The sequence below is a fragment of the Enterobacter sp. DN genome (assembly GCF_046054285.1).
Taxonomy (GTDB): domain Bacteria; phylum Pseudomonadota; class Gammaproteobacteria; order Enterobacterales; family Enterobacteriaceae; genus Enterobacter; species Enterobacter hormaechei_C.
The window spans coordinates 91,452-106,947 of sequence record NZ_JBJJTG010000011.1 but is presented as its reverse complement, the minus strand read 5'-3'; the positions used below and the strand labels follow the sequence as shown (position 1 = coordinate 106,947).

The following is a 15,496-nucleotide window of genomic DNA, read 5'->3' as shown; positions in this document are numbered from 1 at the left end:
CACGAATCCCCTTTGATGAAATTGACGTCACCTTGCCACAGGGTGATTAAAGATAGCTCATCGTGTTCGGGATTATTGGGGGAGGAGAACGGAGGAGGAGATTTTTTCCAGGGCAAAAGGGAGTGTAGGCCGGGTAAGCGCAGCGCCACCCGGCATTTTTACCTTACTGTGCTTCCGCCAGCTGACGATCGCGGCGACATTTAAACATCCAGCCCACCAGCAGCAGGACGATCCACGCGAAGCCCACGTACAGGGAAATACGGGTATCCGGGTGATAACCAATCAGGCCAATGATGAAGACCAGGAAGATGAGACCGACAATGGTCGTTGGCACGCCGCCCGGCACTTTAAACTTCAGCGCTTTGGCCTCTTCTGGCGACAGGCGGCGACGGAACGCAATCTGCGACAGCAGGATCATGATCCACACCCACACCGTCGCAAAGGTCGCCAGTGACGCAATCACCAGGAAGACGTTCTCCGGCATGATGTAATTCAGGTAAACCGAGAACAGCAGCGCCACGGTCATGACCAGCACCGTTACCCACGGGGTGCCGCGACGCGACGTTTTGGCAAACACCTTCGGCGCACTGCCCTGCTCCGCCATGCCATGCAGCATACGACCCACGCCGAACACGTCACTGTTGATGGCCGACAGCGAGGCGGTCAGTACCACAAAGTTGAGAATGCTGGCGGCAAACGCAATGCCCATATGCTGGAAAGTCAGGACAAACGGGCTGCCGTTGGTGCCCACCTGGTTCCACGGGTAGATGGACATAATCACAAACAGCGTGCCCACGTAGAACACCAGAATACGCATCGGCACCGAGTTGATGGCGCGCGGAATGGACTTCTCCGGATCTTTCGCTTCCCCGGCGGTGATGCCGATAATCTCAATACCGCCATAGGCGAACATGACCATCTGAAGCGACATGACCATCCCGAGCCAGCCGTTGCTGAAGAAGCCGCCGTTGCTCCACAGGTTATGGATGCCGGTTGGCTGCCCACCGTTGCCGATACCCCAGATGATGATGCCGAAACCGGCGAGGATCATGATGATAATGGTCGCGACCTTGAAGAAGGAGAACCAGAACTCCAGCTCGCCAAACACCTTCACGCTCATCAGGTTAACGGCGCAGATGATCAGCACCACGCTCAGGACCCAGATCCAGTGCGGCACGGCGGGGAACCAGACCCCCATATAGATGCCAAACGCCGTCACATCGGCAATGGCGACAATCAGGATTTCGAAGCAGTAGGTCCAGCCGGTGATAAACCCGGCCAGCGGGCCTAAGTTTTCTTGTGCGTAGCGGGAGAAGGAACTGGCAGACGGGTTGTGAACCGACATCTCCCCCAGCGCACGCATGATGATATAGGCCGCCACGCCGCCGATGATGTAGGCCAGCAGAACGCTTGGACCGGCCATTTTGATGGCATCTGCCGAGCCATAAAAAAGACCGGTGCCGATAGCCGAGCCCAGCGCCATAAAGCGGATGTGGCGGGTGCTCAATCCACGTTTAAGTTTGTTAGTGCTTTCCATTAAAATCTTGCCATTCAACACGAAAAAAACAAAAAACCACGGGGCCTTAAGCCCCGTGGTTAAACAATTTGTTGCCGTTGATTAATGGGCGTTGGATGTCACCTGACGCCCTGCCGCACGGTCCCAGATAATCGCCAGAACCAGCGCTACAACGGAAGGCATCAGCCAGGCCAGGCCCTGCTCGGACAGCGGCAGACGCTGTGTCCAGGCTGGCAGGATTTCTGCAAATGCTGATGCTTTGATCCCGTCTAGGATACCAAAAATCAGGCTGATAAACATGGCCGGCGCAATAATTCGCGTCGAGTTATGCCACCACGGGCGGGTGAAGCTCAGCACCACCAGCACGATACATGGCGGATAGATCGCCGTCAGCACCGGAATTGACACCTGAATCAGGTGGCTCAGACCGAGGTTTGACACCGCCATGGAGAAGATGCCGAGGATAAACACCAGCGTGCGGTAAGAGAGCGGCAGATACTGGGCGAAGAACTCCGCGCAGGCGCAGGTCAGACCCACCGCCGTCACCAGACAGGCCAGGAAAATCAGCGCCGCCAGCAGCATGCTGCCTGCACCACCAAAGGTATGCTGCACGTAAGCATGCAGGATCGCCGCGCCGTTTGCGTTCTGATCGACCAGCGTTGCGCTATCTGAGCCCAGACGGAACAGCGCCAGATACAGCAGCGTCAGGCCGACACCGGCCATCAGGCCAGCCCAGATGGTGTAGCGAGTCAGCAGACGCGCTTCGGTCACCCCGCGGGAACGCGCGGCGTTAACGATAACGATACCAAACACCATCGCACCGAGCGTATCCATTGTCAGATAGCCGTTCACGAAACCGTTTGAGAACGCCGCGTTCTGATAAGCGTCCATCGCGGAGCTGATGGGCCCCGCAGGCCAGACGATGGCCGCAACCGCCAGCACGATCAGCGCCACAATTTTCAGCGGAGCCAGGAAGTTACCCACGGTATCCAGCAGTTTGCCGGGATAGAGAGAAACCAGAATCACGATGGCGAAGTAAATGAGGCTGTAAATAAACAGCGGCATCGCGCCGTCACCGGTCAGCGGGGCGATACCCACTTCAAAGGAGACGGTCGCCGTACGCGGGGTCGCGAACAGCGGGCCAACGGCCAGATAGCAGACGGTTGCCAGCAGAACGCCAGCCACTTTGCCAATCGGGGTGCTGAGGCTGTCCACACCGCCACCGACTTTCGCCAGCGCGATAACGGTCAGTACCGGCAGGCCCACGGCAGTAAGCAGGAAGCCAAACGCAGCCGTCCAGACGTGTTCACCCGCCTGTAAGCCAACCATTGGAGGAAAAATGATGTTACCTGCGCCAACGAACAGCGCAAATGTCATAAAGCCCAGCGCGATAATGTCACGCGATTTCAAGTGATGGGTCATAAAACCTTACTGCCTGTGGATGTGGTGTTGAATACGTTGAGATTTTCGCCATCCCTCACGGGACGATACAGCGGAAAATTTGCTCAATTTCAGCGGGATATGCTCCCGTCCTGGCGTGGCGAAGAATAGTTTTTCGATTTACCACGCAAATACAGTCGGTCTGACAGTATATGGGGGGCAATTTAAACGCTTATAACGTTTAAAGGCAAGAAGGGATCGTAAAACCAGAACAATATGCCAGCATGAAAATTCAGACCAAAATAATATGCCATGTATAAGAAAAACTCATGGCTAATCATGCGAACAAAAAAGCACCAGCCGTATAATATTCATCCGCGTTTCGCTTGACTGCAAAGCAAACGGGCCAGCAATCGCTGGCCCGTGGAAAGGTAGCCTGACACATCTGCCGTCAGGCGCTTTTTTTGGCAATTAATCGTTCCGGAATCACGAAGCTAAAGCGCGTGCCCTTACCCAGGGTGCTTTCGATATTGAGCCGGCTTTCGTGGTGGCTGACGGCATGCTTCACAATTGCCAGTCCCAGTCCGCTCCCGCCGGTCTGCCGCGAGCGCGCCTTATCCACCCGGTAGAATCGTTCGGTGAGACGCGGGAGGTGCTCGGGCCCAATCCCCGGCCCGTTGTCCTCGACGCTAAACTCAGCGCCCGCCGGGGTATGCTGCCAGCACACCGCGATATGCGTTCCTTTCGGGGTATGATTCACGGCGTTATAGACCAGGTTTGAGATAGCGCTTCGCAGCTCATCTTCACTGCCGAGCACTTTCAGCGTGTTATCAACGTCAAAACTCAGGGTGTGCTGATTATGACTCAGCGTTTGGGCTTCGCGCTCCACCACCCGCAACATCATCGGCACATCAATGATGTCGTTTAGCGCCAGCGACGGGGCAGCCTCAATCTTTGAAAGCGTCAGCAGCTGTTTGACCAGCCCTTCCATGCGGAACGTCTGCTCCCGCATGGTATGCAGTGCTTTCTCACGCGGCGCCCCCTCAAGCGTTTGCTCCTGCATCATCTCCAGGTAGCCCTGAAGCACCGTCAACGGCGTACGCAGCTCGTGGCTGACGTTGGCAAAGAAGTTACGTCTCGCGCCCTCAAGCTGGTGCATCTGGGTAACGTCCCGCGCCACCATCAGCCACTGCCGATCGCTGTAGGGCATCACGCGGATTTCCAGATGGCGACCGTTATTGAGCTTCAGATTGTGCGGGCGCGAAAAATCCCGCTTTTTCAGATACAGCGTGAACTCGGGATAACGCAGAAGGTTCAGGATGTTCTGACCATTATCATCCGGCCAGCGCAGGCCCAGCAGCTGTTGCGCGAGGCCATTACACCAGAAGATTGTCCCTTCTTCTGTCGTCAGGATCACCGCGTCCGGCAGCGACTCCGCACCGCTACGAAAGCGTTTGATCAGGCTTCCCAGCTCACGACGGCGCTTTTTGTTACGCATCTGCATCTGGTGCAGGCCGTAGAGTAGCGGTTCCCAGCTCCCGCTTCCCGGCGGGGGTGTCATACTTCTGTCGACCCACAGCCACCAGGAGAGACGCAGTAAATTCCAGAAATGCCAGACGAGCAATCCCGTCACGGCCACCAGTAAAAACCACGGCAGATAGCCAAAGATAGCCCCCAGAATGAGGGCCGGAATACAACATAAGATCAGTTCAAAGACGAGCCTTTTCCATGACAGACGTTCCAGCACGCGTCACACTCCTGTCATTGTTCAGAAACGGGTCGAGAAACGATAACCCGTGCCGCGGACCGTCTGTACCATGCGATCGTGGCCGCTCAGTTCCAGTGCTTTACGCAGGCGGCGAATATGGACGTCAACCGTTCGGTCTTCGACATAGACGTTAGTTCCCCAGACGTTATTCAGCAACTGTTCGCGGCTGTAAACGCGCTCCGGGTGGGTCATAAAGAAGTGCAGGAGTTTAAATTCGGTCGGTCCCATATCGAGGGGATTTTCACCGGTCATGACCCGGTGTGAGGTAGGATCCAGGCTCAGCCCCTGCATCTCAATCACCTCTTCCACCGCCATCGGTGAAATACGGCGCATCACGGCTTTGATACGCGCCACCAGCTCTTTCGGGGAGAACGGTTTAGTGATGTAATCGTCCGCGCCGGTTTCCAGACCGCGCACGCGATCCTCTTCCTCGCCGCGCGCCGTCAGCATTACCACCGGGATATCGCGGGTCATCGCCTCGCGTTTGATATGCTTGATAAACTGCAATCCGGAACCGCCAGGCAGCATCCAGTCCAGCAGGATCAGATCGGGCCAGGGTTCATTCAGCTGGTTCACCGCGCTGTCATAATCTTCCGCTTCAACCGGCTGGAAGCCATTTTGTTCAAGCACGAAGCACACCATTTCACGGATCGGAGCTTCATCTTCTACGACCAGAATACGTCTCGCCATACTTTGCCCTGTCTTATCGTATTTAAGTTACAAGTCTGTAATGCGGCGTCATTATGCGTCAGATTTATGACAGATTTATGAAAAACATTACCACTATAAATAGCAAACTGTTGTTTTATTACAGCGGTTATTTTCCGTTCCCCGAACGTTTATAATCCTGCTTTCTTATTATTGCCACGGATCTTTTATGCGCATACTTCACACCTCAGACTGGCACCTGGGTCAAAATTTTTACAGCAAAAGCCGCGCCGCGGAACATGAAGCGTTCCTGAACTGGCTGCTGGAGACGGCTCAGGCTCACGAGGTGGACGCGATTATTGTGGCGGGCGACATTTTTGATACCGGATCGCCGCCGAGCTATGCGCGTGAGCTGTACAACCGTTTTGTGGTCAACCTCCAGCAAACCGGTTGTCACCTGGTGATTGTCGCCGGAAACCATGACTCGGTGGCGACGCTGAATGAATCCCGCGATATTCTGGCGTTCCTCAATACCACCGTGGTGGCCAGCGCCGGACACGCGCCGCAGATCCTGAAAAAACGCGACGGCACGCCGGGCGCAGTGCTGTGCCCAATTCCGTTTTTACGCCCGCGCGATATCGTGCAAAGCCAGGCAGGTCTGTCCGGCAGCGAAAAACAGCAGCATCTGTTGCAGGCCATCACCCGCTATTATCACCAGCAACATACGGAAGCCTGCGCCCTGCGCGGCGATCAGGCCATTCCGATCATTGCCACCGGACACCTCACCACCGTCGGAGCCAGTAAGAGTGATGCGGTGCGCGAGATCTATATCGGTACGCTGGACGCGTTTCCGGCGCAAAACTTCCCCCCCGCCGACTACATTGCCCTCGGGCATATTCACCGGGCGCAGATCATCGGCGGCTGCGAGCATATCCGCTACTGCGGCTCGCCCATTTCGCTCAGTTTTGACGAAACGGGCAAAGCCAAATCCGTGCATCTGGTGAGCTTCACCGGAGGCAAACTCAGCGCCGTTGAGACGCTTGAGGTGCCGGTCACCCAGCCGCTGGCGGTGCTGAAAGGCGATCTGGCCGCTATTACCGCTCAGCTTGAGCAGTGGCGCGGCGCAGCGCTTAATCCCCCCGTCTGGCTCGATATCGAAATCACCACCGACGACTACCTGTACGATATGCAGCGTAAAATACAGACGCTGACGGAAGACCTTCCCGTGGAGGTGCTGCTGGTACGCCGCAGCCGCGAGCAGCGCGAGAACATACTGCTCAACGCCCAGCGTGAAACGCTTAGCGAACTTCGGGTTGAAGAGGTGTTCGCGCGGCGGCTTGCGCATGAAGAGGTGGACGAGGCCAGACGCACCAGGCTTAACGAGCTGTTTGCCCAGACCCTGCATTCCCTCCATGACGAGGACGAAAACGCATGAAAATTCTGAGCCTGCGCCTGAAAAATCTGAATTCGCTAAAGGGTGAGTGGAAAATTGATTTCACCGCGGAGCCGTTCGCCAGCAACGGGCTGTTTGCCATCACCGGCGCAACCGGCGCGGGTAAAACCACGCTGCTGGATGCCATCTGCCTGGCGCTTTACCACGAAACGCCGCGTCTTAATAAGGTCTCTCAGGCGCAAAACGACCTGATGACGCGCGATACCGCCGAATGCCTGGCGGAAGTAGAATTTGAGGTCAAAGGCGTTGCTTATCGCGCTTTCTGGAGCCAGAACCGCGCCCGCAACCAGCCGGACGGGAACTTACAGGCACCGCGCGTTGAGCTGGCCCGCTGCGAAGACGGCAAAATTCTGGCCGACAAAGTCACGGATAAGCTGGAACAAACCGCCGCGCTTACCGGGCTGGACTATGGTCGCTTTACCCGCTCGATGTTGCTCTCTCAGGGGCAGTTTGCCGCCTTCCTGAATGCGAAACCGAGCGATCGCGCAGAGCTGCTGGAGGAACTGACCGGCACGGAAATTTACGGCCAGATTTCCGCCATGGTTTTTGAAAAACACAAAGCGGCACGTAACGCGCTGGAGGTGTGCGAAGCGCAGGCCGCAGGGGTTGTGCTGCTGAGCGAGGAACAGCAGCAGCACTTGCAGCAAAGTTTGCAGGCACTTACTGACGAAGAAAAAGTCCTGCTGGCACAGCAGCAAAGCCAACAGAAAGATTTTCAGTGGCTTACGCGTAACGACGAACTGATACGTGAGCAGCAGCGTGCAGCCGCTTCGCAGCAGCAGGCGCAACAGGCTCTGACGGACGCCGCGCCCCAACTGGCGAAGCTCAAGCTGGCGCAGCCCGCCGCCCAGCTACGTCCGCTATGGGAGTATCAGCAGGAGCAGACCACCCGCCTGGCGCAGACAACAGAGCGAATTGTTGAAGTAAATACTCGCTTACTCGACAGAGCGGCGCAGCGCTCGCGTATTCGCAACGGTGCACTGCGCAACCGTGAACAGTTGCAGACAGAGCATACGGTACTGACGCAGTGGCTGACCGAACACGATCGTTTCCGTCAGTGGGGGCAGGAAATTGCCGGCTGGCGGGCGCATTTTAGGCAGCTAAATCGCGATAAAAATCAGCTTGTTGCCCAGTCAGCGCGCATGGCTGAGCTTCGTCAGAAGCTGGCTGAGATGCCTGAAAGTACGTTGATGCTGACGGCTGAGGATCTCGCGACGGCAATGGAGCAACAGGCGCAATCGCGGGCGCTCCGCCAGCGTCTGACAGCGCTTCACGCTCGCTATCAGCCGCTGCAAAAACGGCTGCGCCATAATGCGGAAAGCGTGCAGAAAGCGCAGGCTGAGCAGGCTAAGCTCAATGAAACGCTGATCCTGCGGCGTCAGCAGTTCAAAGAGAAAAATCAGCACTATGCCGACCTGAAAGCGCTCTGTGAGCGTGAGGCGACAATCAAGGATCTTGAGAACTATCGTGCACAGCTCGAAGCGGGTAAGCCTTGCCCGCTCTGCGGTTCACGCGAACATCCGGCAGTTGTGCAGTATCAGGCGCTTGAACTGACTGACAATCAGCGCCGCCGCGACGCGCTGGAGAAAGAGGTTGCCGCGCTAAAAGAGGAAGGATTGCTGGTGCTCGGGCAGGTGAATGCGCTGACCCAACAGATCCAGCGCGAGACAGAGGAAGCACAGGCTCTCTCTGAGGAAGAGCAAGCACTTACTAAGGAGTGGCTGGAGGTCTGCGCCTCCCTGAACATAGCGCTGAATATTCAGGATGATATAGCCCCCTGGATGAGCGAACAGGAACAGTATGAACGCCAGCTGTATCAGCTCAGCCAGCGTCTGACGCTGCAAAACCAGCTCAATGAACAGGAAGGTCAGGCGCGCCAGTACCAGCAGCAGCTGACGGCGACGCGTCAGGCGCTGGCGGCCTCGTTACAATCGCTGTCGCTTAGCGTACCCGATGAAGGGGCTGAAAGCGCCTGGCTGAGCGCGCGCGAAAGCGAATATACCCTGTGGCAGGAAAAACAGGCCCAGCACGGTACGATTCAGGAAGGTATTAACGCCCTGATGCCCATTCTGGAGACGCTGCCGGTTACCAATGATGCAGAAGCCGACGCGGTTATCCCTGAGAACTGGCGCGGCATCCACGACGAATGCGTGTCGCTGCAAAGTCAGCTCACCACCCTACAGCAACAGGAGACGCTTGAGCGTGAACGGCTCCAGCAATCACAGGCTCAGTTCAACGCCGCGCTGACCGCGAGCTGCTTTGCCGATCGGGAAGCATTTCTCTCCGCCCTGCTGGATGAAACGTCGATCCGCCAGCTTGAACAACAAAAGCAGACGCTGGAGAACCAGCTCCAGCAGGCCACGGCGCTTTCGGTGCAGGCAAGCATGCAGCTTCAGGCGCATCAGGCACAGCGCCCCGAGGGGCTGGAAACAGATGCCGCAACGCTTCAGGCGCAGTTACACCAGCTGGCGCAACAGCTTCGGGACAACACCACGCATCAGGGGGAGATCCGCCAGCAGCTCAAACAGGACGCCGATAACCGTCTGCACCAGCAGGCGCTTATGCAGCAGATTGAGGAGGCGGCGCGTCAGGCCGACGACTGGGGCTATCTCAATGCGCTGATAGGCTCCAGCACCGGCGATAAATTCCGTAAATTCGCCCAGGGGCTGACGCTGGATAATCTGGTGTGGCTTGCCAACCAGCAGCTCAACCGTCTGCATGGCCGCTATCTGCTTCAGCGTAAAGCCAGCGACGCGCTGGAGCTGGAAGTGGTCGATACCTGGCAGGCCGATGCGGTACGCGATACCCGTACCCTTTCCGGCGGGGAGAGTTTCCTGGTCAGTCTGGCGCTGGCTTTAGCGCTTTCCGATCTGGTCAGTCACAAAACGCGCATTGACTCGCTGTTCCTGGATGAAGGATTCGGCACGCTCGACAGCGAAACGCTGGACACCGCGCTGGACGCGCTCGACGCGCTGAACGCCACCGGGAAAACTATCGGCGTGATCAGCCACGTAGAGGCAATGAAAGAGCGTATTCCGGTGCAGATCAAAGTGAAGAAGATCAACGGGCTGGGATATAGCAGGCTGGACAGGGAGTTTGCGGTGCAGTAAATGGGGGGATGATGCGCTCTGGTGCCCTCACCCTGGCCCTCTCCCACGGGGAGAGGGCACAAACATCAAAAACGGTTTTGCGTTTATTCCGGCCAGAGCCACGCCGCGCCGCGCACTCCGCTGGAATCTCCGTGGACGGCTTTGCGGATCGGCGTTTCGCACTCGCCGCCAAATACCCACTGTTTCACCAGCGTTGGCACCGTGGCGTACAGCCGGTCGACGTTGCTCATGCCTCCGCCCAGTACAATCACGTCGGGATCAAGAATATTGATCACATGCGCCAGTGACTTAGCCAGCCGCATTTCGTAGCGGCTGAGCGCCAGTTCAGCCACCGGATCCTGCTCCTCAACCAGACGCATAATCTCGTTACCTTTCAGCGGCTGACCGCTCAGACGATGATAATCGGTGGCAAACCCCGTGCCGGAAATAAAGGTCTCAATACAGCCCTGCTTGCCACAGTAGCACGGTACTTCGGCGCGGTATTTGAGTTCATCTTCGTCCATCCACGGCAACGGATTGTGTCCCCACTCGCCCGCGGTGCCGTTGCCGCCAATATGCGAGCGCCCACCGAAGGCCACGCCCGCCCCGCAGCCGGTGCCGATAATGACCGCAAATACGGTCTGCGCGCCAGCCGCTGCGCCATCCACGGCCTCAGACACCGCAAGGCAGTTAGCGTCATTCGCCAGACGCACCTCCCGGTTCAGGCGTTCGCTTAAGTCTTTATCAAACGGCTGACCGTTGAGCCAGGTGGAGTTGGCGTTTTTCACCACGCCGGTATACGGCGAAATGGAGCCGGGGATCCCCATCCCGACCGTGCCCGTCTCGCCCGTTGCCTGCTCTGCCATATCGACCAGGCGGGCAATCGTCTCTATGGTCTGGTGATAATCATCGCGCGGCGTAGGCAGACGGTGGCGAAACAGTTGCTCCCCCTGCTCGCTCAGCGCAATAACTTCTGTTTTGGTGCCGCCCAAATCAATCCCAATACGCACAAGACACTCCTCATTATTTTGATTATCAACAGAGTAGAAGCCCGCTTCCCGATTAGCAATGCAAGCGATGCGACAATTCGTTATCATGCCCGCTGATTTAACGACAAGGCCGTGGAAATTATCATGCTGTGGTTCAAAAATTTGATGGTTTACCGTCTCAGCCGCGACGTTTCGCTGCGTGCAGAAGAGATGGAAAAACAGTTAGCCGCTTACTCCTTTACCCCTTGCGGTAGCCAGGATATGGCAAAAACCGGCTGGGTTCCGCCAATGGGTTCTCAAAGCGATGCGCTGACCCACGCCAGCAGCACGGGGCAAATCATCGTTTGCGCCCGTAAAGAAGAGAAGATCCTGCCGACGCCCGTGGTTAAGCAGGCGCTCGAAGCGAAAATCTTCAAGCTGGAAGCTGAACAGGGCCGTAAGCTTAAAAAAACCGAAAAAGATTCGCTGAAGGATGAAGTGCTGCACTCGCTGCTGCCGCGCGCTTTTAGCCGCTTTAGCCAGACCATGATGTGGATCGACACTGTTAACGGGCTGATCATGGTGGACTGCGCCAGCGCCAAAAAAGCGGAAGATACGCTGGCGCTGCTGCGTAAGAGCCTTGGCTCATTACCGGTGGTACCGCTGGCGCTGGAAACGCCGATTGAGCTGACCCTGACCGAGTGGGTGCGCAGCGGGACTGCCGCGCAGGGCTTCCAGATCCTTGATGAAGCAGAGCTGAAAGCGCTGCTGGAAGATGGCGGCGTGATCCGCGCGAAGAAACAGGATCTGGTGAGCGACGAAATCGCCGTGCACATTGAAGCGGGCAAAGTGGTGACCAAACTGGCACTCGACTGGCAGCAGCGCATTCAGTTTGTGATGTGTGATGACGGCTCCGTGAAGCGCCTTAAGTTCTGCGATGAACTGCGCGATCAGAACGAAGATATCGACCGCGAAGATTATGCTCAGCGCTTTGACGCAGACTTTATCCTGATGACCGGCGAGCTGGCGGCGTTAATTCAGAACCTGGTGGAAGGTCTCGGCGGCGAAGCGCAGCGCTGACAGGCAAAACGCAGGCCGGGTAAGCGAATGCGCCACCCGGCATGCTTTTATTTCAGATAGCGGCAAAGATAAGAGGTTGGCTCTGCAACCTGTAAATGGAACTCGCTGTGGCCCGGCACGTTGAAGACCTGCCCGGCACTATAGACTTTCCACTCCGTTTCACCCGGCAGCAGGACGTTCAGCGCGCCGCTGACCACCGTCATCTCTTCCGCTTCTGCGGTGCCAAAGGTGTATTCCCCTTCCGCCATGACGCCGACACTGGCGCGGCCAGTGCTGCTGCTGGTAAAACCAATGGATTTCACTTTACCGGAAAAGTATTCGTTACTTTGAAGCATGAACTGGCCCTTATATTTATAGAGAAAAATCCACTATAGGGGCCATGCTCATGACCTGTCACGCAAAATCATTACACCAGTAATTCTGACGCCAGGCGCGCCATCAGGACGTTAGAGAGCAGCACCGGAACATCCAGCGCCTTTTGCAGTAAATCACGATGCCGCTGATGGAAGCCCAGGCAGTCGAGCATCAGGACATCCGCCCCTCTGTCGATCAACTCCTGCCCGGCCGCAATCAGCTTCGCTTCGCTGTCCCAGAACGGGTTTGCCAGCGCGTAAAGCGGGGTGTGCTCCAGCGCGGCCCACTTCACCGTCTGGTTATCCAGCAGTTCCTCAACGGGAACGATGACCCCAACCTGATGACCATCAACAATTGAGGCCACCAGCGGGGGGATAATCCGCATCGGTTCGAGCAGAATGGCATTACGCGCGCTGAGTCCTTTAACGGGTGCCGTGCTCATCAGCAAAATAACGTCATAGTCCTGATTGTCGAGCACTTCGATCACGCCCTGTAGCGCGCGCTCGATTTTCTGGCGCGACACATGCGCCAGTTTACCGTCACTGAGTAACGTTGCCAGGGGATCTTCCCCCTCTCCGACCGCGTAGTCTTCCATGACCTCTTCCCGACTCAGCTTCCCTAACAGACTGAGATGCGTAATTTGTTGTTCAGAGACATGCTCGGTTAAGAGCGGTAATACTTCGCTTACAGGCACCACACCAATCGTGAGGATCGCCAACGTCGCCTTCATTTTGATCGCCTTCCGTTACTACCACAACTGCCACACAGGTACAGGCTCACTACGCTGCACTGTTCATTTTTTCAACAAAACAGCACCAAGGGTAGCAGGGGATCTCTACACCGTAATGTAAAGATCGACTGGCCTTTCCGAATCCACCTGTAATAACTAAATATTAACTGCTGCTTAACATCAGCGATATGTTAAAAGTGTGATTCAGGCACGGTTGTAACGAATTCGGATTCCTGTCAGGACTTCTCAGGATCCTCATAGCGCCGTTTCGCATCCAGCGCTTCCTGTTCGGTTTCATGTTCGCTGATCAGCGAATCAGGTTTAGGGTGATCGGCACGCAGCTGGTACCAGGTTACGGTCTGATCGCCGTTACCTTTTTCAACGGTAACGATGCGGGCTTCACGTGGATAGGGAGGTCTGGTTGGCATAGCTCATCCTTTTTTTATGTCTGAGCTATGAGTATAGACGGCTGTTAGCTGGCGCAAGCCAAACGCAGGGCGGTAATAATCTGAATCGCAACTTTCTCGGGTGACGCTGACGCATCCACAACGTGGTGTGCCGCCTCGCGGTACAGTGCATCGCGTTCGGCGAGGACGTCGCTGACCTCTTCACTCAGCGGTTTCGCGGTCAGCGCCGGGCGCTGTCCCTCTTCCGGAAACGCCTCCAGCCGCCCCACCAGCGTAGAGACCGGGGCACAGAGGTAGATCACGACACCCTTTTCGCGCATAAACTGGCGGTTATACGGTGCCAGAATAATGCCCCCACCGGTCGCGATCACGGTTGACGGCGCGGTCACCGCTTCCAGCGTGGCTGTTTCACGCGCACGAAAGCTCTCCCAACCCTCATCCTCAACGATATCGGCAATGGTCTTACCGGCATTCTCCTGGAGCCAATGGTCAGTATCGACAAACTGACTCTGGCACAGACGCGCCAGCTCCAGACCAACGGTGGTTTTCCCACAGCCGCGAGGGCCAACTAAAAAGATGGGTGGGTTCATAACCAGGTGTTCCCCTTGCTGCCGGATAACTGAAGGCTGTAAAGAAATGATTGCAGTAGATGTTGCGCTAACTTTACTGCAAAGCGGTACGGAATGACAAGCCTGTGGAAGCCACACTGTACCACAAAACCGCCCGGAGGTGGGCTACGCCGGGCGGCGCTTCACTTCCAGCAGCCATTTATCCAGCTCGGCGGCAAACTGCTGGCGATCGCGCTGCGACAGGCTGTCCGGCCCACCGGTTTGCACGCCGCTGGAACGAAGCGTATCCATAAAATCACGCATGGTGAGCTTCTCCCGGATCGTTGCCGGCGAATAGCGTTCTCCGCGCGGGTTCAGCGCCGCCGCCCCTTTCGCCAGTACATCGGCAGCCAGCGGGATATCCGCGGTGATCACCAGATCTCCTGCGTCACACAGGCGTACTATCTCGTTATCCGCCACGTCAAACCCGGCCGGAACGCGCAGAGAACGGATGTATCTGGAGGGCGGCACGCGGATATTCTGGTTCGCCACCAGCGTCAGCGGCATCTGCACGCGCTCGGCAGCACGAAATAAAATCTCTTTGATGACATTCGGACACGCGTCCGCATCAACCCAAATCGCCATAGTCTCTCCCCATTATGATTCTGGTGACTATTGTCGCCTGCATTTCGTTGTTAAGCTATCAATGAGAGATAACAACGCATAATAACGGAGAGACGTGATGGATAAGAAAATCGGGTTTATCGGCTGCGGAAATATGGGCAAAGCTATCCTCGGCGGACTGATTGCCAGCGGGCAGGTGCTGCCGGGGCAGATTTGGGTCTATACCCCATCCCCGGATAAAGTCGCGGCGCTGCGTGATGAGTATGGTGTCAACGCTGCCGAAAGCGCACAGGACGTGGCTCAGGTGGCGGATATTGTCTTTGGCGCCGTTAAGCCGAATATCATGATTAAAGTCCTGAGCGAGATCACCTCCAGCCTTAACAAAGAGACCCTGGTGGTATCGATTGCCGCAGGCGTGACCCTCGATCAGCTCGCCCGCGCGCTGGGCCACGACCGTAAGATTGTTCGCGCCATGCCAAACACCCCGTCGCTGGTGAATGCCGGTATGACATCCGTTACCCCGAACGCGCTGGTCACATCTGAAGACGTGGCGGATGTACTGAATATTTTCCGCTGCTTCGGCGAAGCGGAAGTGATTGCCGAACCGATGATCCACCCGGTAGTCGGCGTGAGCGGCTCTGCCCCGGCGTATGTCTTTATGTTTATCGAAGCCATGGCCGATGCCGCCGTACTGGGTGGAATGCCGCGCGCGCAGGCCTACAAATTTGCAGCGCAGGCGGTGATGGGTTCGGCCAAAATGGTGCTGGAAACGGGTAAACATCCGGGCGAACTGAAAGATATGGTGTGCTCACCGGGGGGCACAACCATTGAAGCCGTGCGCGTGCTGGAAGATCGCGGGTTCCGCTCCGCCGTGATCGAGGCGATGGAAAAATGCATGGAAAAATCAGAGAAGCTCAGTAAGTCCTGATGC

General features: G+C 56.7%; 14 protein-coding genes. 4 read left to right on the top strand and 10 right to left on the bottom strand.

All coding sequences use genetic code 11. The features are described 5' to 3' along the window. Nucleotides 1-163 precede the first annotated feature (163 nt). The 4 genes from proY to phoB all read right to left on the bottom strand — a co-directional run bounded on the left by proY (nucleotide 164) and on the right by phoB (nucleotide 5,354). Nucleotides 164-1,537 (bottom strand): proline-specific permease ProY, encoded by a 1,374-nt coding sequence (gene proY, locus ACJTMZ_RS20335; protein WP_017383160.1) that lies wholly within the window; start codon nucleotides 1,535-1,537, stop codon nucleotides 164-166. A gap of 81 nt (nucleotides 1,538-1,618) precedes the next feature. Further along, nucleotides 1,619-2,938 carry a branched-chain amino acid transporter carrier protein BrnQ gene (gene brnQ / locus ACJTMZ_RS20330; RefSeq protein WP_017694430.1) on the bottom strand — a complete coding sequence of 440 codons (1,320 nt, stop codon included), beginning with the start codon at nucleotides 2,936-2,938 and terminating at the stop codon, nucleotides 1,619-1,621. A 409-nt stretch (nucleotides 2,939-3,347) separates the two neighbouring features. Continuing rightward, nucleotides 3,348-4,643 (bottom strand): phosphate regulon sensor histidine kinase PhoR, encoded by a 1,296-nt coding sequence (phoR, locus tag ACJTMZ_RS20325; protein ID WP_017383159.1) that lies wholly within the window; start codon nucleotides 4,641-4,643, stop codon nucleotides 3,348-3,350. 21 nt (nucleotides 4,644-4,664) lie between these two features. Then, entirely contained in the window at nucleotides 4,665-5,354 is a 690-nt protein-coding gene (phoB, locus tag ACJTMZ_RS20320) for a phosphate response regulator transcription factor PhoB (RefSeq protein WP_003859122.1), read from the bottom strand. Nucleotides 5,355-5,541: 187 nt separating this feature from the next. Between phoB and sbcD the strand changes: the two genes are divergently transcribed. Both sbcD and sbcC read left to right on the top strand, forming a co-directional pair. Further along, nucleotides 5,542-6,747 (top strand): exonuclease subunit SbcD, encoded by a 1,206-nt coding sequence (sbcD, locus tag ACJTMZ_RS20315; protein WP_045327547.1) that lies wholly within the window; start codon nucleotides 5,542-5,544, stop codon nucleotides 6,745-6,747. After that, nucleotides 6,744-9,875 carry an exonuclease subunit SbcC gene (gene sbcC / locus ACJTMZ_RS20310; RefSeq protein WP_045327545.1) on the top strand — a complete coding sequence of 1,044 codons (3,132 nt, stop codon included), beginning with the start codon at nucleotides 6,744-6,746 and terminating at the stop codon, nucleotides 9,873-9,875. The genes sbcD and sbcC overlap by 4 nt, the downstream gene beginning before the upstream one ends. Nucleotides 9,876-9,958: 83 nt before the next feature. Here sbcC and mak read toward each other — a convergent pair whose 3' ends face one another. After that, complete coding sequence (gene mak / locus ACJTMZ_RS20305; protein WP_017694434.1) at nucleotides 9,959-10,864, bottom strand: fructokinase; 906 nt, start codon at nucleotides 10,862-10,864, stop codon at nucleotides 9,959-9,961. Between the two features lie 123 nt (nucleotides 10,865-10,987). On the opposite strand from mak, the gene rdgC reads away from it, so the two are divergent. Next, nucleotides 10,988-11,902 carry a recombination-associated protein RdgC gene (gene rdgC, locus ACJTMZ_RS20300; protein ID WP_006809928.1) on the top strand — a complete coding sequence of 305 codons (915 nt, stop codon included), beginning with the start codon at nucleotides 10,988-10,990 and terminating at the stop codon, nucleotides 11,900-11,902. Nucleotides 11,903-11,949: 47 nt separating this feature from the next. Here rdgC and ppnP read toward each other — a convergent pair whose 3' ends face one another. The 5 genes from ppnP to ACJTMZ_RS20275 all read right to left on the bottom strand — a co-directional run bounded on the left by ppnP (nucleotide 11,950) and on the right by ACJTMZ_RS20275 (nucleotide 14,586). Next, entirely contained in the window at nucleotides 11,950-12,237 is a 288-nt protein-coding gene (ppnP, locus tag ACJTMZ_RS20295) for a pyrimidine/purine nucleoside phosphorylase (RefSeq protein ID WP_003859131.1), read from the bottom strand. Between the two features lie 71 nt (nucleotides 12,238-12,308). After that, nucleotides 12,309-12,986 carry an AroM family protein gene (locus tag ACJTMZ_RS20290; protein ID WP_003859133.1) on the bottom strand — a complete coding sequence of 226 codons (678 nt, stop codon included), beginning with the start codon at nucleotides 12,984-12,986 and terminating at the stop codon, nucleotides 12,309-12,311. 236 nt (nucleotides 12,987-13,222) lie between these two features. Next, nucleotides 13,223-13,414: a protein YaiA gene (gene yaiA / locus ACJTMZ_RS20285; protein ID WP_003859135.1), complete on the bottom strand. Its 192-nt coding sequence runs from the start codon at nucleotides 13,412-13,414 to the stop codon at nucleotides 13,223-13,225. A gap of 44 nt (nucleotides 13,415-13,458) precedes the next feature. Next, nucleotides 13,459-13,983, bottom strand: a complete 525-nt coding sequence (gene aroL, locus ACJTMZ_RS20280) for a shikimate kinase AroL (protein ID WP_017383154.1) — start codon at nucleotides 13,981-13,983, stop codon at nucleotides 13,459-13,461. Nucleotides 13,984-14,127: 144 nt separating this feature from the next. Beyond that, the gene (locus ACJTMZ_RS20275) at nucleotides 14,128-14,586 is read right to left on the bottom strand and encodes a YaiI/YqxD family protein (RefSeq protein WP_003859141.1); all 459 of its coding nucleotides are present in this window, start codon (nucleotides 14,584-14,586) and stop codon (nucleotides 14,128-14,130) included. 97 nt (nucleotides 14,587-14,683) lie between these two features. Here ACJTMZ_RS20275 and proC point away from each other — a divergent pair, with 97 nt between their 5' ends. Continuing rightward, the gene (gene proC, locus ACJTMZ_RS20270) at nucleotides 14,684-15,493 is read left to right on the top strand and encodes a pyrroline-5-carboxylate reductase (protein WP_015571314.1); all 810 of its coding nucleotides are present in this window, start codon (nucleotides 14,684-14,686) and stop codon (nucleotides 15,491-15,493) included. Nucleotides 15,494-15,496 lie beyond the last annotated feature (3 nt).